We start from the raw sequence: 19,205 nt of genomic DNA, 5'->3' as shown, positions 1-19,205 counted from the left end.
GCTATCGAACCGCCGCCGCCCCTCCGCCTTTCACCCCCGGCGCAAACCCGCTCGCCGTAAGGCCCCGCTTCCCTTCGCACAGTCGCACTGACTGCGCGAAAGGGCGTGATTCTAGGCGCGTTCCGAACGCGCCGCAAGCGAAATTTCGAGCGGCCGCGTAGCGACCATTTCGGGCGCCGCGCGGATGCAATTGAATTGAATTGCAGCAATGTGAAAGCGGAACCCTCGAAGGCCGCGCGCCACGCTTCCAGTATCCCCGGCGCAGGTCAACGCACAGCTCGGCTTACTGTGCGGCGGATGCGACTAGAATGGAGGGTTCATCGAATCCAACCAAGTCAGCCTATATGCGCTCGCGAATCGCCAAACGCCTTCCGCCCGACGCCGACAAGCTCGTCGGCCTTTCCCTTGCACTGTTCGCATCGGGCAGCCGCATCGAAGATCGCTTCTGGGAAGCAAAGCTCGACACGCTGCTCGCGAAAATCGTCCGCAACGGGAACCAGACGACGCTCGACGCGGCGCTCGACCATCTGCAACAAAATCATCCCGACGCGTACGGCGCACTCGCCGATATGGCGGAAACGCACAGCGAGTCGTTCATCGTCGAGCACGAGGGCACCTCCTACGAAGCGCTGTTGATCGCGGCCCCCGTCTTGGCCTGGACGCGCTACATGATCCCCTCCGGTCCGCTCAAGGGCGATGCCGTCGAAGCGTTGCGCGCTCATCTGCACGCACACGTGCTGGCGGGCGAGGCGCGCGTTGCGCTCGCGCCCTTCCTCTACAGCATCGACCAATTGCCGCGCCATCACGTCGAAACCTATCGCCTCGCCCAGCAATTGATCCAGGCCGCGGTCACCGGCGCCGCGGCGAAGATGAACTTTGGCGATCTGCCCGAAACCTCGCCGATCCTGGCCGATCCGCGCTTTCTGCTGGCCGTGGTCGCGGCCCCCGTCGGCGCCCCGCTCTTTCGCTGGCAAGAAGAGGAAAACGGCGCGCGCATCGAGCGCGGCCAATGCCTCGAGCAATGGGCGACCCAGGGCGGCGCCAACCTGGCGCAGGTTCTGCCGGGCTGCGAATTCGAATGCCTGCTGCCCGACGCCTACTATTCGGCCTGCCGCGATGCTGACGAACGCGTGCGGCCGCACACCGTGCGCACGGCCATTCGCTATCTGTTCGACACGATCGGCGCCACGCCGCAAGACTTGCGTGCCGTCGTCGCCGGCTTCGGCGAGCGACGCATCGACGAGTACCGCGTCGGCTTCACGCGCCGCGGCAGCAACGACGTGATCTACGGCGTCGTCTGGCCGCTCTATGGCCGCGAGAACGGCGAACTTGCCATCGATGAGGAAGCGGAAGACACGGGCGGTCCGCTCGACGAAATCATCGCGCTGCTCAAGGAAGCCGGCGTCACCGATGTGCGCCGCCACGCGGGACGGTTCGAACCCGAATATTGCGATGACTGCGGCGTCCCGCTCTATGCGGATCCCCTCGGCGAAATCGTTCACGCCGAGATGCCCGAGGACGCCGAACCCGCCCAACCGCACTTCCACTAAGCCCGCATTCGCCCTCCTGCCGCCGGTCTCGCCGTCGCCGCACAGGGCGGCGGCAGAGCCGTCCTATGCCATCCGGCTAGCCGCCCCAACGTAAGGAATTTGTCATGATTGCGCAGCGGCGCATCGTGGCGGCAGGCCAGTTTCCGGAGGTCGGTCACGGCGCCATCCGTACCGATCAAAAGGAGGCAAAAACATGCGGTTCGCAGTTCTCAGTTCGGAAGCCGAGCGGCGCGAAGGACTCAAAGCGCTTTTGCGGCAGATCGACCGGCACGCCCGGTTTTGCGAAGCGCGCGACTGGGCGCAGGCCAGCCGCGCGATGCGGCGTTTGCCGCCCGAGCTCATCGTCGTCGACTGGCAAGATCCGATGCGGCTCGGTTCGGTGCGCGCGTTGCAGGCCGAGTACCCAGGCTTGCGGGTCGCCGCATTCGTCGACGACATCTCGCCTTCCCGTGTGCGGGCCCTCGTCGATGCGGGCGTGCACGGCGTCATTCCGCGCACGACCAATCCGCTGTTGATCGTCCGTCTGCTCGAACTCGTGCTCGCAGGAGGACACTACGCCCCGTTTCTCGCCGAGGGTGCGCGCAGCCCAGCCGCGCCCGTTCCCGCCGCCAGCGTCCCGGCCGTGCGCGCCGTCGCCACGGTCCCGGCGGTCTCGCCGCGGCGCGAATTGAGCGGCGACGCGCCCCGGCGCAAACGCTTCTCGGTGGCGCTGTCGCCGCGTCAAGAGCAAATCATGCGCTGCGTTCATATGGGCAGCACCAACAAAATGATCGCGCGCACGCTCGGCATCAGCGAGGGCACCGTCAAGATCCACCTGGCGAGCATATTCCAACAGTTGGGCGCACCGAACCGCGCCGCCGCCGTGGCCATCTACAACGGCTGGCTCACCCCCCAACTCGAGGTGCTGCGCCGCGAAGGACGCGGCACACCGAAGCCCGTCCTCGGCAAAGGCGGTCCCGTGCCGCTGCGTCGGGCGCCGGCGTTCAAATATCCATTGTCGCGGCGCGACAGCGCGATCGACCTGCCGCTAGCCGCCGAGCCCGACGTGCCGTTCGGTGGGGCAGCGCCCCCAGCCAATTGAGCCGCCGAGCGTATCGGCGCGGCGCTTGCTATAACGTGAAGTGAGGGAGCCGCGATATGCTCGCACGAGGCTCCCACCTTTCGCAGCCCAACGAGTAATATGGACGCCATGGGCTTCCTGTATACGCCGCTTCCGCTCTGGGTCTCCGTCGGTGGCTGGGCCATCGCCGCGCTCGTGCTCACGCTCGCTCTTCTACAGCGGCCGTTCCGGCGTTTGCAGGACGGCACCCTGCAGCATGTCTGGCTCGCGATCATCGTGGCCATTTCGGTGCTATGGGCCACCAACGCCTGGCTCGATGACGGTCCGGTCATGCACCTGCTCGGCGCCACCTTGCTAGTGACGCTGTTCGACTGGGCGCTGGCGCTCGTCGCCATGGCGCTCGTATCGGGCGTCGCGGCCCTCGTATTCGATGCGGCGTGGCACGGTGTCGCACTGACGTTTCTCATCTACGGCGCGATGCCGGTCGGCGTCTCCGCCTTGTTGCAACGCGCCTGCACCGCGTGGCTGCCGCGCAACTTGTTCGCGTTCATCTGCGCTCAAGGCTTCGTCTCTCCGGCGATCGCCGTCACGGTCGCGGGGGTTGCGGCCGCCGCGACGCATATCGCGCTCGCGGACGGCTCATCGGCCGTCGTACCCGTCGGCTACGCCTTCAGCGTGTTTCTGCTGGCCGCGGGCGAGGCATGGTTCACAGGGATGTCCACTGCGCTCATCGCCGTCTACAAACCTACATGGGTGACGACGAACGACGTGCGCCGCTACCGGCTCGGCGGTCCCCGCACTTGAAGCGTTCCGACGTGCACGCCGCAGCCGGGATGCTGACCGACACCGATCCCAGGACCGAGGCCAATCCCGAAGATCCCTTCGAAACGCGGCGGGCGCATCGGCCCATGTCGCACTCGTGCACCAGAAACACCCCGGGCTGCGCCGCAAGCGATGCCCGCCCGCCCAATTGTCAAAATTTATTCATCTCGACATTGAACTCCGTCTGCGAGTGGGGCATCTTACGTGCCTGTGTCTCAATAGTGCTTATCGGATGGATAGCTACACGATTTCACGCCGCGTGCGTCAGTTCGCGCGCCGGCTGACGGCCTGCGCGGCATTCATACTGCCGCTTCTCGCGGCAAGCGAAGCCCGCGCGGATCTCATCGATCAGCGCAACGAGATGATCGCCCACTTCGTCAACGACATGCATGCGGATCCGCTCGTCGCGGACTGCGCGGCCCATGGCAACTTCGTCGCGAGCACGTCGACCGTCATCGATCACGTGGACTTCCCGCCGGCAGCGTTCAACTCGGCCCACGCCGCCATCACGCCGTGGAATCAGCCGTTCGATGAAGGCAAGCAGCGCGTGACGGTCGAGAACGTCGTCACGGTCGAAGGGCAGGGCATCGCGCGCAACACCCAGCACGAACCCTATCCGCTGAAGTTTCGATGCGGCTACGTTGGCACGCAGATGCTCGCCTTCAGTTGGAACGATCCCGTGCCGGCGCTCAAGCCTCACAAAGAACGCTCGACCAAGAAAGGCAAAGGCCGCCACACGGGCAAAAGCGCCATCAAGCATTCGACGAGTCGCAAGAAATCGTCGTCCAAGGCCTCGGCGAAGCACTGATCGGGTGTTGCGCGGCAACCCCGCGCAACACTCATCCGAACGTTTCGATCTGGCGCAGCACCGCACTCAGCATTGCCGCACCCAGGGCCGCGCTGCGCTCGCCATTCCAACCAACGCGCTCGTCGGGCAAGTTCGCGTTGTCCTTGAAGGGCATTTCGAGCGTCAACGACAAACACCCGAAGGTGTGGCCGATGTACTTAGAGGCAAGCTTCAGTGCATCTTCTTGGTACTTCGCCGCCTCGTATCCGTAGACATCCTGGAAGTCGGGGCTCGCTTGCTTGAACGCCTCGATAAAGGCGCGCTGCTCTTGCAATTGGCTCTCGGTGAAGCTCGGCAGCATTTCGCTACCCGCGACGAACACATAGGGCAACGCTTCGTCCCCGTGAATGTCGAAAAACAAGTCGCAGCCGTTGGCGTGAATCGCGTTGCGCACGCACAGCACTTCGGGGCTGCGCGCTGCGTCAGGTTCGAGCCATTCGCGGTTCAGATTCGCCCCCATCGCGTTCGTGCGCAAATTGCCGTGCACGCTGCCGTCGGGGTTCATGTTCGGCACGATGTAGAACACGGCATGTTCGTAGAGCTTGCGCGCGAGCGCGTCGCCAGCCCAATCGCCCCAGCCCGCCAGGCGCTTGACGAGCCCCTCCACGAACCATTCGGCCATCGTCTCGCCTGGATGCTGGCGCGCGATGATCCACACCTTCTTCTTCGCGCGCCCTTCGGTCTCCGGCGTGCCCAGCACGAGCAACGACATCGGCCGATTCTCGACGGTGCGTCCGATCTCGACGAGCGTCGCCTGCGGCATTTGCTGCACGGCGCCGAGAAACTGCGCGTGGCGCTCTTCGCTATACGGCTCGAAATACGCGTAGTAAATCGAATCGAATTCGGGGGTGTGATCGATCGTCAGTTTCTGTCCGTCGTATGAGGTCGGCACGCGAAACCAGTTGACACCGTCGTAGCTCGCCGTCGCTCGATAGCCGTGCCAGCCCTGTGCGAAAGCACACTGCGCGGCGTTCTCGAATGTCATCACGCAACGCTGCCCGCGCGCGCCCGATAAGCGAAAGTAGAACCACTGCGCGAACGCGGCGCGGTTGTCGGCACGAATGCGCAGCCGGATGTCGTCCGCCGTCTCGCACGATACGACTTCGATCGCGCCCGAGTCGAAGTTGCTGGTGATCGAAAGGCTCATCGAAGTTCCTTGGAAAAGAGGACGCTGCGTCAGTCGGCGATGCGGCGGCGAAACACGAAGGTCGAATCGTTCGAGGCGGCGGCGTCGAATGCGTAGCCATCGACCGCGAAGTCCTTCAACTTCTCGGGCGAGTCGATCCGCTGCTCGACGACGTATCGCGCCATCAGGCCGCGCGCCCGCTTCGCGTAAAAGCTGATGATTTTGTAGCGCCCGCCCTTCCAATCCTCGAACACGGGCGTCACGACCGGCGCTTCGAGCCGCTTGCGCCGCACCGATTTGAAATACTCGGTCGAAGCGCAATTGACGATCACGCGCGCCCCGCCCTTGTTGCGGCGCAATTGCGCATTGAGCGCGTCGGCGATGCGCTCGCCCCAAAATGCGTAGAGGTCCTTTCCCCGCGGGTTCGGCAGGCGCGTACCCATTTCGAGGCGGTACGGCTGCAACAGATCGAGCGGGCGCAGCACGCCGTACAGACCCGACAGGACCCGTACGTGCCGCTGAGCGTAGTCGAGATCGGCGGCCGAAAGCGTTTTCGCGTCGAACCCTTCGTAGACATCGCCGTTGAACGCGAGCACGGCCTGCTTGGCATTGTCCAGACTGAACTCGCGCGACCAATCGGCATAGCGCTGAAAGTTCAAATGCGCGAGCGCGTCCGAGATATCCATCAGCGATGCGATGTGCTGCGGCGAATAGCGGCGCAATTGGTCGATCAGTTGGGCCGCATCGTCGACGAAATCGGGAATCGTGTGTTTTGCGACGTGTGGCGGGGTCTCGTAGTCGAGCGACTTGGCTGGAGACAAAACAATTATCATGGAGGCTCGCCGGCACGCCGTGCCGAGCGGTAAAGACGAAAAGCCAGATTGTAGCGAATGCCCTATACAGATGCCGAAGAAGGTCCATCCATTTCGCCGCGCGTAGTGCTCGATTCGAACGTTTGGATCGACATTCTCGTGTTCGACGATGCCGCGACACGCCCGATTCGCGACGCCCTGGAGCGCGGCGCGCTGCAGGCCGTGATCGACTCCCGGTGCCTGGCAGAACTCGCGCACGTGCTCGACTATCCGCAGTTCGTCTCGCGCGCCGTGGACAAGGCAGCCGCGCTGGCTGCCGTGGCGCGCCTATCCACGGCGGCGCCGCCTCAAGATGCTGCCGGCGCGGTAGCATTGCCCAAATGCAAGGATCGCGACGATCAAAAGTTCCTCGAACTCGCTTTCGCCGCGAAGGCCGAATGGCTCGTCTCCAAAGATCGGGCGCTGCTCAAGCTAGCCAAACGCATGACGCGCGATTTCGGGATCCGGATCGCCGAGCCCGCGCCGTTCACGGCGGCGTGTCTTCCCGTTGCCACCGCCATCGCTTGACGTTGACTCCGATCGCACGATGAACGCACCGAACGAACCGACGAACCAACCGCCTTTCGCGCTCGCCTCGCGCCTGCCCAACGTGGGCACGACGATCTTCACGGTCATGAGCGCCCTCGCCGCCGAGCGCGGCGCCGTCAATCTCGGCCAGGGTTTTCCCGATTTCGACTGCGACCCGCGCATCGTCGAATCGGTCTCGCGCGCGATGCGCGACGGTCACAATCAGTACCCGCCGATGGCCGGCGTCGCGCCCCTGCGCGAGGCCATCGCGCGCAAGATCGAGGCGATCCACGGCCGCGCGTACGATCCGCAGACGGAGATCACGGTCACCGCCGGCGCAACGCAGGCGCTATTGACGACGATCCTCGCCACCGTGCATCCGGGCGACGAAGTCGTCGTGCTCGAACCGACTTACGACAGCTACGTTCCCTCGATCGAGCTGGCCGGCGGCAAGCCCGTATTCGTCACGCTCGAGGCGCCCGATTACGCGATCGATTTCGATCGGCTCGCAAGCGCGATCACACCGCGCACGCGGCTGTTGCTGATCAACACGCCGCACAACCCGAGCGGCACCGTCTGGCACGCCGCCGACATGCGCCGCTTGGAAGAGATCGTGCGCGCAACGAACGCGTTGATCCTTTCCGACGAAGTCTACGAGCACATGGTCTATGACGGCGCGCCGCACGAGAGCGTCGCGCGTTATCCCGAGCTCGCCCGGCGCAGCTTCGTCGTCTCGAGCTTCGGCAAGACCTTTCATGTCACGGGTTGGAAGGTCGGCTATGTGGCGGCGCCCGCCGCGCTGACCGCCGAGTTCCGCAAGGTCCATCAGTTCAACGTCTTCACCGTGAACACCCCGATGCAGGCGGGCCTCGCCAACTATCTGTCCGATCCCGCGCCTTACCTCGAGCTGCCCGCGTTCTACCAGAACAAACGCGACTTCTTCCGCGCCGGGCTGGCCGGCACGCGCTTCAAGCTGCTGCCCTGCGAAGGCACCTACTTCCAATGCGTCGACTATTCGGCCATCAGCGATCTGCCCGAAGCCGAGTTCTCGAAGTGGCTGACCACCGAAATCGGCGTCGCGGCCATTCCGGTCTCGGCGTTCTATCACGAAGCGCACGAATCGGGCGTCGTACGGTTTTGCTTCGCCAAACGCGAGGCCACGCTCGCGACCGCGCTCGAGCGGCTCGCGCGTCTTTGAGCAATGGCGATGCGCGGGCCGGCCCTCTGGCCTGCGCATCCTTCAACCTAGCAGCGGACGGCGACGATGGACTCAGACTTCGATTCGATTAGCACGCTCTGCATTGTCGGCGCCGGAGCCATGGGACGCGGCATTGCGCAAATCGCCGCATTGGCGGGGCTCGACGTGCGGCTGTTCGACGCCGATGCGCAAGCGGTGCGCGCCGCGCGCAACTCGGACTCTCGCTGACGCAACCCGACGCGGCCGATCTGCCATGAGAAGACGGGCAGCGCCGCCTTCGGTATCAATGCGGCGCTGCGGCCCATAACCGAACCGAATCCGATCGAATCCAATCGACAGAACCAAGGAGACATGTATTCATGAGCGCCGAACTATTGGCATCTCGACCGCCCGAGAGCGAGTCGACTCTCGTGTTGACGTTGTCCAACCCCGGGGCGCGCAACGCCCTGCATCCGGACATGTACGCGGCGGGCATTCAGGCGCTCGAAACGGCTGAACGCGACCCGTCGATCCGCGCCGTGGTGCTCACGGGCGCCGACGATTTCTTTTGCGCGGGCGGCAACCTGAACCGCCTGCTGGAGAACCGCGCGAAAGCGCCTGCCGTGCAAGCGCAAAGCATCGATTTGCTCGCACAATGGATCCTTGCGTTGCGCACATCGACCAAGCCCGTGATTGCCGCTGTGGCAGGCGCAGCGGCCGGCGCCGGATTTTCGCTGGCGCTCGCCTGCGATTTGATTATCGCCGCGGACGACGCGAAGTTCGTCATGTCGTACGCCCGTGTGGGCCTCACTCCGGATGGCGGCGGTTCGTGGTTCCTCGCGCAAGCGCTGCCGCGCGCATTGGCGACGGAAATCCTGCTCGAAGGCAAGCCCGTCTCCGCCGACCGGCTGCACGCGCTCGGCGTCGTCAATCGGCTCGCCAAAACGGCGCAACTGCGCGACGCGGCCATTGCTTGGGCAGACGAACTCGGGCGCGGCTCGCCAAACGCGCAGGCCAGTATCAAAGCGCTCGCCGCCGCCGCCGGCGGTCGCTCCCTTGCCGATCATTTGACGGCCGAGCGCGACGAATTCGTCGCCGCGCTCCACCATGCGGATGCGCTCGAAGGCATCACGGCCTTCCTCGAAAAGCGCCCCGCCCACTATCGCTAGGGGCACTCATGACGGCATTCGAGCTCCCCGCGCGCCGGCGCATTTTTCTCATGCGGCACGGCGACGTGACCTACTTCGACGACAGCGGCCGCGCGATCGATCCCGAAACGGTGCCGCTCAATACACACGGCTTGACGCAAGCGCGCTCAGCGGGCGCGGCGTTCGCGGCCGACGGCGTGCGCCTCGATCGTGTCATCGTGAGCGGCTTGCCCCGCACCGTGCAAACGGCGCAGCAGGTGCTCGCCGCCATAGGGCAGCACATCGAGCTGGAAGTGTGGCCCGAGTGGCAAGAAATCCGTGCGGGGCGATTGGCCGATCTGCCGCCCGATCGAATCGAGGCGGCGTTTCTTGGCGCATTCGACGGCGTCGTGGCCGAGACGACGCGCTTTCTCGGCGGCGAGACGATCGGCGAATTGCTCGACCGCACCTTGCCGCCGCTCGCGCGCTTGCGCGAAGATCCGTCGTGGGAAACGGTGCTGCTCGTCTTGCATGGGGGCGTGAATCGCGCCCTGCTCTCGCATGCGATCACCGCTGGCGGGCGCGCATTCTTCGGACATCTGGCGCAGGCAACGGGCTGCATCAACGCGCTCGACGTCGGCACCGAACCGGGCGACTGGGTCGTGCGCATGCTGAACTATTCGCCACCGACGCCACTTTTTCGAGACGTACGTCATACCACGTTGGAAATGCTCTATTCGCAGTACTTGCGCTATCGCCGAACCTGACATATCGCTCGATTTCGGCTGACGATCGCAGGAGCCGTCGCCAGCCGCCATCGAGCGTCGGCAACGATCATCGACCTCACGCTTAACGGGAGTCGCGACATGGCAACGAACGAGTCGGCAGCCGGATCGAACGAAGACCAAGACTATTCGGCTTTCGTCGGCACGCGCGCCGTGGCCGAGCAGCAACGCTTCGACACGGGCGCGCTCGCCGCTTGGCTGGGCGAGCACCTGGACGGATTCGCAGGGCCGCTCGCCATCGAGCAATTCGCCGGCGGGCAATCGAACCCGACTTTCAAACTCGTGACGCCTTCGCGCAGCTACGTCATGCGCGCGAAACCGGGCCCCGCCGCAAAATTGCTGCCCTCCGCCCATGCGATCGAACGCGAGTATCGGGTGATGCACGCGCTGTCGCGCACCGCCGTGCCCGTCGCCGACATGCTCGCGCTCTGCGAAGACGAAGCCGTGATCGGCCGCGCGTTCTATGTGATGGAGTACGTCGAGGGCCGCGTGTTGTGGGACCCATCGTTGCCCGGCATGACGAGCGCGCAGCGCGGGGCGATCTACGACGAAACGAATCGCGTCATTGCCGCGCTGCATACGCTCGACCCGGCATCGGTCGGCCTTGCCGAGTTCGGCAAGCCGGGCCACTACCTCGCACGCCAAATCGCGCGTTGGAGCAAGCAGTACGAGGCGTCCGAAACCGAACCCATCGACGCGATGCGGCGCCTGATCGCCTGGCTGCCCGAGCACATGCCGCCTGCCGAGGCCGGCGCGCCCGCACGCGCGGCGATCGTCCACGGCGATTATCGTCTCGACAACCTGATCTTCCATCCGAGCGAGCCGCGCATTCTCGCGGTGCTCGATTGGGAGCTGTCGACGCTTGGCGATCCGATCGTCGACTTCGCCTATCACTGCATGGCCTGGCACGTCGATCCGGTTCAGTTTCGCGGCATTGCGGGCCTGGATTGGGCAGCGCTCGGCATTCCCGACGAACGCAGCTACGTGCAGCGCTACTGCGAGCGCACGGGTTTTTCGATTCGCGGCGATTGGAATTTCTACCTTGCCTTCAACATGTTTCGGATCGCCGCGATCTTGCAGGGAATCATGAAACGGGTAACGGTCGGCACCGCCGCGAGCGCGCAGGCGCTCGATGCGGGCCGGCGGGCGCGGCCCATGGCCGAACTAGCCTGGTCGTACGCTCAGAAAGTGCGATAGTCATAGCGATTTGCGCAGCCCAGCGCGCACCCGAATACTCAGGTAACGGTCATGGCGGGCGCATCGGCAACGACGCCGCCAACACTGCGAGGCCATCATGAATTTCGATTACACGCCGAAGGTTCAAGCACTCCGCGCGAGGCTGCTCGAATTTTTCGAGGCGCACATCTACCCGAACGAACGCGCCTTTCTCGACGAAGTCGCGCGCAACCGCGCCGCGGGCAATGCTTGGGTGCCAACTGAACTCGTCCAAACGTTGAAGTCCCGCGCGCGCGACGTGGGGCTTTGGAATCTGTTCTTGCCCGATTCGGCGCGCGGCGCGGGACTCACGAACCTCGAATACGCCCCGCTTGCCGAGATCATGGGCCGCGTGCCTTGGGCGCCCGAAGTATTCAATTGCAACGCGCCCGATACCGGCAACATGGAAACCCTTGAACGCTACGGCTCCGAGGAACAGAAGCGCGCGTGGCTAGAGCCGCTGCTCGAAGGCAAGATCCGCTCGGCGTTCTTGATGACCGAGCCGGAGGTCGCATCCTCGGATGCGACCAACATCGAGACGCGCATCGAGCGCGACGGCGATTCCTACGTGATCAACGGCCGCAAGTGGTGGTCCTCGGGTGCGGGCGATCCGCGCTGCGAGGTCTACATCGTCATGGGAAAGACCGACCCGAATGCGCCCAAGCATACGCAGCAGTCGATGATCCTCGTGCCGGCCGGCGCGCCGGGCGTGACCGTGCATCGCCCGCTCAGCGTGTTCGGATACGACGATGCGCCACACGGCCATATGGATATCACGCTCGAAAACGTGCGCGTGCCCGCATCGAACATCCTGCTCGGCGAAGGCCGCGGTTTTGAAATCGCGCAGGGACGGTTGGGGCCGGGGCGCATCCATCATTGCATGCGGCTCGTCGGCCTTGCGGAGCGCGCGCTCGAGCTCATGTGCAAGCGCACCGCGGCGCGCATTGCCTTCGGCAAGCCCGTTGCGGCGCAGACCGTGACCCAGGAACGCATCGCGCAAGCGCGTTGCATGATCGAGCAAGCGAGGCTGCTTACGCTGAAAACGGCCTACATGATGGATACGGTCGGCAACAAGGGCGCGCGCGGCGAGATCGCCATGATCAAAGTGGTGGCGCCGAACATGGCCTGCCAAGTCATCGACTGGGCGATCCAAGCGCACGGCGGCGGCGGCATGTGCGACGACTTCCCGCTCGCCTATGCCTACACCTGCGCGCGGACGTTGCGATTTGCGGACGGCCCCGACGAAGTGCATCGCAATGCGATCGCCAAGCTAGAGTTGGCGCGGCATGCGGTGACGGCGGGCTGAAGGATTCCAAGTCGGCCTCGCGCCAGCGGCGGCGGGGACGCATGCCAACAGCTCGGACCGGCCACCGCATAACCGCGCAGCGGACAGGGGCTTGTGGAGCCCTCAGCGAGACCGATCCATCCGTGCTAATTTGCGCGAGCATCGGCGTCGCCCGTCGCGGCGCCGGCCCCCGTATGAGGAGCAGCGATGATCGACGTCTACAGCTGGGCCACGCCGAACGGCCACAAAATTCACATCATGCTCGAGGAAACCGGCCTCGAGTACCGCGTTCATCCGATCGACATCGGCGCGGGCGATCAATTCAAGCCGGAGTTTCTCGCGATCAGTCCGAACAACAAGATTCCTGCGGTCGTGGATTCCGATGGCCCGGGCGGCGCGCCGATTTCCTTGTTCGAATCGGGCGCCATTCTGATTTATCTAGCCGAGAAAACGGGCAAGTTCTTGCCGGCCGATCCCGCGGCCCGGTACGCCACGCTGCAATGGCTCATGTTCCAGATGGGCGGGCTCGGCCCGATGCTCGGCCAGACGCACCATTTCCGCATCTATGCGCCGCAGCAGATCGAGTACGCCGTGAATCGCTATACGAACGAGGCGAAGCGTTTGTACGGCGTGATGGATACGCAGCTAGGCAAAACGGCCTACCTGGCCGGCGCCGATTACACCATCGCCGATATCGCGGCCTTTCCGTGGACACGCTCGTGGCAAAACCAGGGCATCGACTTGGCGGATTTCCCGAACGTCAAACGCTGGCATGAGGCGATTGCCGCGCGGCCGGCGGTGCAACGCGGTGTCGAAGTGCTCGCGTCGGCGCGGCGCGCGCTGACCGACGACAAGGCCAGGGACATTCTGTTCGGGGCGACGCAGTACGCCAAGCACTGACGTTCCTCGTCGAGATCGCGTGCGGGGCAACGCTAGCGTCCTTCGAAAGCCCGCGCAGCCGCGCAAGCGTCGGCTCAATGCTGACGGTGGCGCCGCGCGATGACGAATTGCGACCGGTCGATGCGCGTCACTCGGCTCGATCGGCTCGATCGGCTCGATCGGCTCGATCAGAAATAATGCCGCGTAACGAATTGCGCGACGCACGCGGGCTTGGTGCTCCCATCGATTTCGACGGTCACATCCCACACGACCTGCAGGGCCCCGTCAGGCAGGTCAGCTACTTCCGCAACGACGAATGAGGCGCGCAGGCGGGCGCCGATCGGGACCGGCGCTGGGAAGCGCACGCGATTGAGCCCGTAGTTCACGCCCATCCGCTGCTCGATCTGCACGACCTGCACGAGTTGCGACGGAATGAGCGAGAGCGTCAAGAACCCATGCGCGATCGGGCCGCCAAACGGCGATTCTCGGCGCGCGCGTTCGGCATCGACATGAATCCATTGATGATCGCCTGTGGCATCGGCGAACCGGTCAACGCGCGCCTGGTCGATCTCGATCCATTCGCCGACGAGCGGCTCACCACCCACGCACGCGCGCAGCGCGGCCGCATCGGTGATACGCGACGGTATGCGAGCTTTGGTCGCGGACAACGCTGCGCCCGTCATACCGCCGCCGGATCCGAGCCTTGCGGATGCCGCAACCCGAACATCACGTTCGAGCGCACGGTAATGACCGTCTCATCCGCTTGATTGACGCCTGCCCACTGCGTGGTGATGATCCCGCGATCGGGCCGGCTGGCAGACACGCGCTTTGCCAGCACCGAGTTGTACATGCGCAGCGTATCGCCGGGCCGCACGGGGCGCAGCCAGCAAATTTCGTCGATGCCGGGAGAGCCAAGGGAAGATGACCCCTGCAAGACATTGCGCACCAGCATGCCCATCATGACGGAGCAGGTATGCCAACCGCTCGCGATCAAGCCGCCGAACGCAGACGCTCGCGCGGCGTCGTCATCGATGTGAAACGGCTGCGGATCGAATTGCTCCGCGAATGCGACGATTTCCTCGGTCGTAAAGGTGTGCACGCCCACTTCGATGCGTGAACCGACTTGCCAATCTTCGTAGCAAAACCCCATCCTGCGCTTCCCTCCGGTGTCGGGCTGCCGATGGCCTGTGCCCGGCGTTTTGCTGAAGCGGCCGCTACTGCAGCGACTCTTTCGGCACGCAAACGCTAGGCAGCGCCATGACGTCGATGCCCTCGTCGACCAGCGCCCGAGCGTCCTCCGGCGTCGTGACGCCGCGAATGCTGCGCGCCGGCGCTTCGTTGTAATGAATGCGCCGCGCCTCTTCCGCGAAGCGATCGCCTACGTTCTCGGCCTTGCCCACGACCTCGCGCAGCATGCGCAACGCCATCGCCTCGAACTCGCGCACCTGCTCGGCGGCGCCGCCTGACGCGGCCGCCGGCTCGCTCGCGCCCTCGCCCGCCGCCTGCTGCGCATCGCGCGAGTGCGCCAAGTCCTGCCGCGGCCTCGTCGCACCCGATAAATTCAGGCGCGGCGCGGACGGCATGCGACTCACCTCCGTGGCCGTGCAGACCGGGCATGCGATCAACTTGCGCGACAACTGAGATTCGAAGTCGTCGGCGGAGGCGAACCAGCCTTCGAACCGATGACCATGCGGACACTGCAGATCGAGAACCTTCATGCTTGATACGAGCCGGATGCGACGAATGTGCGCGTAAGTGTAGCGCAATTGGGGCGAACGATCGTTCGCCCCGCCGCGCCGTGCGATTCTACTCGCCTTCGACGCGATCGGCAGCGCCTGGCACCGGCGGAAACGGTGGCTCCGTGCGCTCCGGCTGCCATGCCCCCGACAACACTTTCTCGAGCCAGAAGTGGCCGATGATCGTCTTGACGTCCGTGATCTCGCCCGTGCGAATCCACTCGCCCACCTGCGCCACGTCCGCCGTGAAGACCTCGAGGAATTCGCCGTCGTCGAGCTTGCGCTCGCCTGCCGTCAGGCCGCGAGCGAGGAAGATGTCGATGAATTCGGTCGAATACGAAATAATCGGATGAATACGCGTCAGGAAGGTGTATTCGCGCGCCGAATACCCCGTTTCCTCGCGCAGTTCGCGTTCCGCACAGGCGAGCGCACCCTCGTTCGGGTCGAGCTTGCCCGCCGGAAACTCGGTCATCACCTGGCAGATCGGATAGCGATACTGCCGCTCGAGCAACACGCGGCCGTCGTCGAACAAGGGAATGACCATGACGGCGCCCGAATGCAAGACGTACTCGCGTTTCGTTTGCTTGCCGTCGGGCAGGCGCACCGTATCGCGCTTGACTTTGAGGAACCCGCCGTCATAGACGGACTCGCCGTCGATGCGCGTTTCTCTCAGCGACGCATGGTGATGCGGATGATTGGGATCGGACGGTTGTGCCATCTGAGCGCTCCTAGGATAGGGTCACGCCGCGACGTGACGCCCCCCGGCAGCCGTGGCCGATGGGGCCGTCAGCGACGCTTGACGAGATATTGAAACGCAAAACCGGGAAACGCGAACACCACGAACAAGCAGAACGTGATCGCGTAGAACTGCCAGCCTTGCTCGAACCGGTTGCCGGCGCGCGCTTCGAGGTAAAAGCCGATCAGGCCGACGGCGAAATACAACACGATCAATTCGGCGATACGAATCCACGCGTTCTTTTTCGCGGCGGGTAGCGGCGCCACGGCGAACAACCGCTGATTGAGAAACGGCAGATTGGCGCCGACGAACGCCAACAACACGATGAACCAACCGGCTGCGGACATTTCAGGCCTCCACGTCGCAAGCAAGGCCCGCGCGCCCGCGCCGGACGCTACCATGCGGGCGGCCGGAGCAAGCGATCGAGCGCCCGTTCCAGCCGACAGCCGCTGCCAGCAGGCACGAAGACTTCATCACAGCGCGACGGGCAGCGTATGCGTCACGGCGTTCAAGCAGAGCGTCATCAGCGGCCCCGGCACGATGCCGAGCGCCACGACGGCGATGCCGTTGAGCACGAGAAGCCATCGGCCCGACGCATCGCTCGCGATCGGCGACGTGTCTTGCGGCGCGTCGAAGTACATCAGCTTGACGATGCGCAGATAGTAGAACGCACCGAACAGCGACGTGATCACGGCCAGCACGGCAAGCCAGGTCAGGCCCGCGTTGACGGTGGCTTCGAGCACGGCGAGCTTCGCGTAGAAACCCACCGTCGGCGGAATGCCGGCCAGCGAGAACATCATCGCCATCATGACGAACGCGAACACGGGGCTGCGCTTGTTCAAGCCCTTGAAATCGTCGAGCGTATCGGCCTCGAAGTCGCGGCGCGCGAGCAGCATGACGATGCCGAACGAGCCCAGCGTCGTCAGCAGATAAATGATGCTATAGAACATCGCGGAGCTGTAGGCGCTCGCCATGCCTTCGGCCTTGCCGTCGACCACGCCCGAGAGCAAGCCGAGCAGCACGAAGCCCATGTTCGAGATCGCCGAATAAGCGAGCATACGCTTGACGTTGCGCTGCACGATACCGGTGATGTTGCCGACGATCAGCGACAGCGCCGCCAAAATCGTCAACATCTGCTGCCAATCGCCCGCGAGCGGCAGCACGCCCATGACGAGCAGGCGCAAGCCCCAGGCAAACGCCGCGACCTTCGGGCCGCCGCCGACGAGCAGCGTCATGGCCGTCGGTGCGCCGTGATAGACATCGGGCACCCACATGTGGAACGGCACCGCGCCCATCTTGAACGCCACGCCTGCCACGATGAAGATCACGCCGAACAGCAGCACGACGTTGTTGATGTGCCCGGAGGCGACGGCCTTGAGCACTTCGTTCAGATCGAGCGAGCCCGTCGCGCCGTAGAGCATCGACATGCCATAGAGCAGGAAGCCGGAAGCGAGCGCGCCGAGCACGTAGTACTTCATCGCCGCTTCGTTCGACTGCGGCGCGTCGCGACGCAGCGCAATGGCCGCATACAGCGAGAGCGACATCAGCTCGAGGCCCAGATACAGCGTGAGGAAGTTGCTGCCGGAGATCATCACGAGCTGGCCGAGCAGCGCGAACATGCCGAGCAGGAAGTAATCCCCGCGGAACAGGTTGCGCTCGTCCAGATACTTGCGCGAATAGATCATCGTCACCGCGTAGCCGAGCGACACGACCGCCTTCATCGCGCTCGCAAAGCCGTCGACGACGTACATGTGCGAGAAGAAGTAATGCGGCTGCGGATCGAACACGAGCGTGACGAACCAGACGCCCGCGACGAGCGAGGACAGCACCGCGATCAGGTACGTCAGGCGCCGGCCCGAATCGCCGACGAACGTTTCGTTCAGCCACGCGAGGACCGTGGCCACCATCAGCAGCCCATCGGGCAACAAGAGAGACATAGGGGCGTTTTGCATGATCTTTTCGTTCCTCCGCTCGGCGTTACTGTGACACCGGCAGCTTCGACTGCGCGACGTGGGAGAGGAGGTTTTCCACGGAGACGTGCATCACATCGGTGAAAGGCTTCGGATACAGGCCCATGAACAGCGTGAAAAATGCGAGCACGCCGAGAATCAAATACTCGCGGCCGTTGATGTCCTTGAGCGCCTTCACGTGGTCGTTCGTCACCGCGCCGAAGTACACGCGCTTGTACATCCACAGCGTGTAGGCCGCGCCGAGAATCAGCGTGAATGCAGCGCCGAACGCAATCCAGAAGTTGAACTGAACCGCGGCCAGAATCACCATGAATTCGCCGACGAACCCGGACGTGCCCGGCAAGCCGCAGTTGGCCATCGAGAACAGCATCACGAGCGCGGCGAACTTGGGCATGACGTTCACGACGCCGCCGTAATCGGCAATCTGGCGCGAGTGCATGCGGTCATAGAGCACGCCGATGCAAAGGAACATCGCGCCCGAGACGAAGCCGTGCGAGATCATCTGCACGATCGCGCCTTCGACGCCGAGCTGATTGAAGATGAAAAAGCCCAACGTGACGAAGCCCATGTGCGCGATCGACGAATACGCGACGAGCTTCTTCATGTCGGCCTGCACCATCGCCACGAGACCGATGTAGATGACGGCGATCAGCGACAGCGTGATGATCACCGGCGCAAGCGTGTGGCTGGCGTCCGGTGCGATCGGCAGCGAGAAGCGCAGGAAACCGTACGCGCCGAGCTTGAGCATGATCGCGGCCAGCACCACCGAGCCGCCCGTCGGCGCTTCCACGTGCGCATCGGGCAACCACGTGTGCACCGGCCACATCGGCACCTTGACGGCGAACGCGAGGAAGAAGGCGATGAACAGCAACACCTGCGGCGTCATCGCGATCTTCGCGCTTTGCCATGCGGCCAGATCGAACGTGCCCGTCTGGACGTAGAGGTAAATCAGCGCGACCAGCATCAGCAGAGAACCGGCCAGCGTATAGAGGAAGAACTTGAACGCGGCGTAGATCCGGTTCGGTCCGCCCCACACGCCGATGATCAGGTACATCGGGATCAGCGTCGCTTCGAAGAACACGTAGAACAGCAGACCGTCGGCAGCCGAGAACACGCCGACCATGATCCCCGAGAGGATCAAGAAGGCCGCCATGTATTGCGACACGTGTTCGGTGATGACTTCCCAGCCGGCGATCACGACGATCACCGTGATCAAGGCCGTCAACACGACGAACCACATCGAGATGCCGTCGACGCCGAGGTGGTACGTGATATGGAAGCGCTCGATCCAGTTCGCCTGCTCGACGAACTGCAGCGCGGCGCTCGTTGTGTCGAAGCCGCTGATGAGCGGCAACGTCACGAGCAGCCCGAGAATCGAGCCGATCAGCGCGAGCCAGCGCGCGGGTCCAGGGTTCTTATCGGAACCGACGGCGAGAACGGCCAAGCCGAAAACGATCGGCAGCCAGATCGCGGTACTAAGAATCGGAAAAGAGTGCATTAAGTGTCCCCCG

At 64.2% G+C, this 19,205-nt stretch carries 20 protein-coding genes and 1 pseudogene; 12 read left to right on the top strand and 9 right to left on the bottom strand.

The genetic code is table 11. The features are described 5' to 3' along the window. The first annotated feature begins 344 nt into the window (after positions 1–344). The 4 genes from MMB74_RS18070 (at position 345) to MMB74_RS18055 (ending at position 4,240) form a co-directional block, all read left to right on the top strand. A complete protein-coding gene (locus MMB74_RS18070; RefSeq protein WP_277430025.1) occupies positions 345–1,550 on the top strand; it encodes a DUF2863 family protein in 1,206 nt (401 codons plus the stop codon). Between the two features lie 193 nt (positions 1,551–1,743). Further along, on the top strand, positions 1,744–2,631 hold the full coding sequence (locus tag MMB74_RS18065; protein ID WP_277430024.1) for a response regulator transcription factor: 888 nt from the start codon (positions 1,744–1,746) through the stop codon (positions 2,629–2,631). A gap of 108 nt (positions 2,632–2,739) precedes the next feature. Then, the gene (locus MMB74_RS18060) at positions 2,740–3,414 is read left to right on the top strand and encodes an energy-coupling factor ABC transporter permease (RefSeq protein ID WP_277430040.1); all 675 of its coding nucleotides are present in this window, start codon (positions 2,740–2,742) and stop codon (positions 3,412–3,414) included. Positions 3,415–3,664: 250 nt separating this feature from the next. Further along, positions 3,665–4,240 carry a hypothetical protein gene (locus tag MMB74_RS18055; RefSeq protein WP_277430023.1) on the top strand — a complete coding sequence of 192 codons (576 nt, stop codon included), beginning with the start codon at positions 3,665–3,667 and terminating at the stop codon, positions 4,238–4,240. A 31-nt stretch (positions 4,241–4,271) separates the two neighbouring features. Here the strand turns inward: MMB74_RS18055 and MMB74_RS18050 are convergent, their stop codons facing one another. Continuing rightward, positions 4,272–5,426 (bottom strand): M14-type cytosolic carboxypeptidase, encoded by a 1,155-nt coding sequence (locus MMB74_RS18050; RefSeq protein WP_277430022.1) that lies wholly within the window; start codon positions 5,424–5,426, stop codon positions 4,272–4,274. Positions 5,427–5,455: 29 nt separating this feature from the next. Continuing rightward, complete coding sequence (yaaA, locus tag MMB74_RS18045; protein WP_277430021.1) at positions 5,456–6,238, bottom strand: peroxide stress protein YaaA; 783 nt, start codon at positions 6,236–6,238, stop codon at positions 5,456–5,458. Positions 6,239–6,295: 57 nt separating this feature from the next. On the opposite strand from yaaA, the gene MMB74_RS18040 reads away from it, so the two are divergent. From MMB74_RS18040 to MMB74_RS18005, 8 genes and pseudogenes are all read left to right on the top strand, one after another. Then, positions 6,296–6,784, top strand: coding sequence for a putative toxin-antitoxin system toxin component, PIN family (locus MMB74_RS18040; protein WP_277430020.1), 489 nt, complete (start codon positions 6,296–6,298; stop codon positions 6,782–6,784). Between the two features lie 19 nt (positions 6,785–6,803). Continuing rightward, positions 6,804–7,982, top strand: coding sequence for a pyridoxal phosphate-dependent aminotransferase (locus MMB74_RS18035; RefSeq protein WP_277430019.1), 1,179 nt, complete (start codon positions 6,804–6,806; stop codon positions 7,980–7,982). A 66-nt stretch (positions 7,983–8,048) separates the two neighbouring features. Continuing rightward, positions 8,049–8,195, top strand: a pseudogene (locus MMB74_RS18030) (3-hydroxyacyl-CoA dehydrogenase NAD-binding domain-containing protein); the annotation flags it as partial. Between the two features lie 146 nt (positions 8,196–8,341). After that, complete coding sequence (locus MMB74_RS18025; RefSeq protein ID WP_277430018.1) at positions 8,342–9,130, top strand: enoyl-CoA hydratase; 789 nt, start codon at positions 8,342–8,344, stop codon at positions 9,128–9,130. A gap of 8 nt (positions 9,131–9,138) precedes the next feature. After that, complete coding sequence (locus tag MMB74_RS18020; protein ID WP_277430017.1) at positions 9,139–9,855, top strand: histidine phosphatase family protein; 717 nt, start codon at positions 9,139–9,141, stop codon at positions 9,853–9,855. Positions 9,856–9,954: 99 nt separating this feature from the next. Further along, complete coding sequence (locus MMB74_RS18015) at positions 9,955–11,070, top strand: phosphotransferase (protein ID WP_277430016.1); 1,116 nt, start codon at positions 9,955–9,957, stop codon at positions 11,068–11,070. Positions 11,071–11,167: 97 nt separating this feature from the next. After that, positions 11,168–12,394, top strand: a complete 1,227-nt coding sequence (locus MMB74_RS18010; RefSeq protein WP_277430015.1) for an acyl-CoA dehydrogenase family protein — start codon at positions 11,168–11,170, stop codon at positions 12,392–12,394. A gap of 186 nt (positions 12,395–12,580) precedes the next feature. Then, the gene (locus tag MMB74_RS18005; protein ID WP_277430014.1) at positions 12,581–13,273 is read left to right on the top strand and encodes a glutathione binding-like protein; all 693 of its coding nucleotides are present in this window, start codon (positions 12,581–12,583) and stop codon (positions 13,271–13,273) included. Positions 13,274–13,440: 167 nt separating this feature from the next. Here MMB74_RS18005 and MMB74_RS18000 read toward each other — a convergent pair whose 3' ends face one another. The 7 genes from MMB74_RS18000 to MMB74_RS17970 all read right to left on the bottom strand — a co-directional run bounded on the left by MMB74_RS18000 (position 13,441) and on the right by MMB74_RS17970 (position 19,192). Beyond that, positions 13,441–13,935, bottom strand: coding sequence for a MaoC family dehydratase (locus tag MMB74_RS18000; RefSeq protein ID WP_277430013.1), 495 nt, complete (start codon positions 13,933–13,935; stop codon positions 13,441–13,443). Beyond that, positions 13,932–14,402, bottom strand: coding sequence for a MaoC family dehydratase (locus MMB74_RS17995; RefSeq protein WP_277430012.1), 471 nt, complete (start codon positions 14,400–14,402; stop codon positions 13,932–13,934). The genes MMB74_RS18000 and MMB74_RS17995 overlap by 4 nt, the downstream gene beginning before the upstream one ends. Positions 14,403–14,466: 64 nt before the next feature. Continuing rightward, positions 14,467–14,970 (bottom strand): DUF1178 family protein, encoded by a 504-nt coding sequence (locus MMB74_RS17990; RefSeq protein WP_277430011.1) that lies wholly within the window; start codon positions 14,968–14,970, stop codon positions 14,467–14,469. An 88-nt stretch (positions 14,971–15,058) separates the two neighbouring features. Next, a complete protein-coding gene (locus tag MMB74_RS17985) occupies positions 15,059–15,706 on the bottom strand; it encodes an NUDIX hydrolase (RefSeq protein ID WP_277430010.1) in 648 nt (215 codons plus the stop codon). 68 nt (positions 15,707–15,774) lie between these two features. Then, complete coding sequence (locus MMB74_RS17980; protein WP_277430009.1) at positions 15,775–16,071, bottom strand: DUF2818 family protein; 297 nt, start codon at positions 16,069–16,071, stop codon at positions 15,775–15,777. A gap of 126 nt (positions 16,072–16,197) precedes the next feature. Beyond that, complete coding sequence (gene nuoN, locus MMB74_RS17975; protein ID WP_277430008.1) at positions 16,198–17,676, bottom strand: NADH-quinone oxidoreductase subunit NuoN; 1,479 nt, start codon at positions 17,674–17,676, stop codon at positions 16,198–16,200. A gap of 25 nt (positions 17,677–17,701) precedes the next feature. Next, positions 17,702–19,192 carry an NADH-quinone oxidoreductase subunit M gene (locus tag MMB74_RS17970; protein ID WP_277430007.1) on the bottom strand — a complete coding sequence of 497 codons (1,491 nt, stop codon included), beginning with the start codon at positions 19,190–19,192 and terminating at the stop codon, positions 17,702–17,704. Between the last annotated feature and the right edge of the window lie 13 nt (positions 19,193–19,205).

Source organism: Trinickia sp. Y13 (assembly GCF_029522115.1).
Taxonomy (GTDB): Bacteria; Pseudomonadota; Gammaproteobacteria; order Burkholderiales; family Burkholderiaceae; genus Trinickia.
This window is presented reverse-complemented; position numbering and strand designations above follow the sequence as displayed.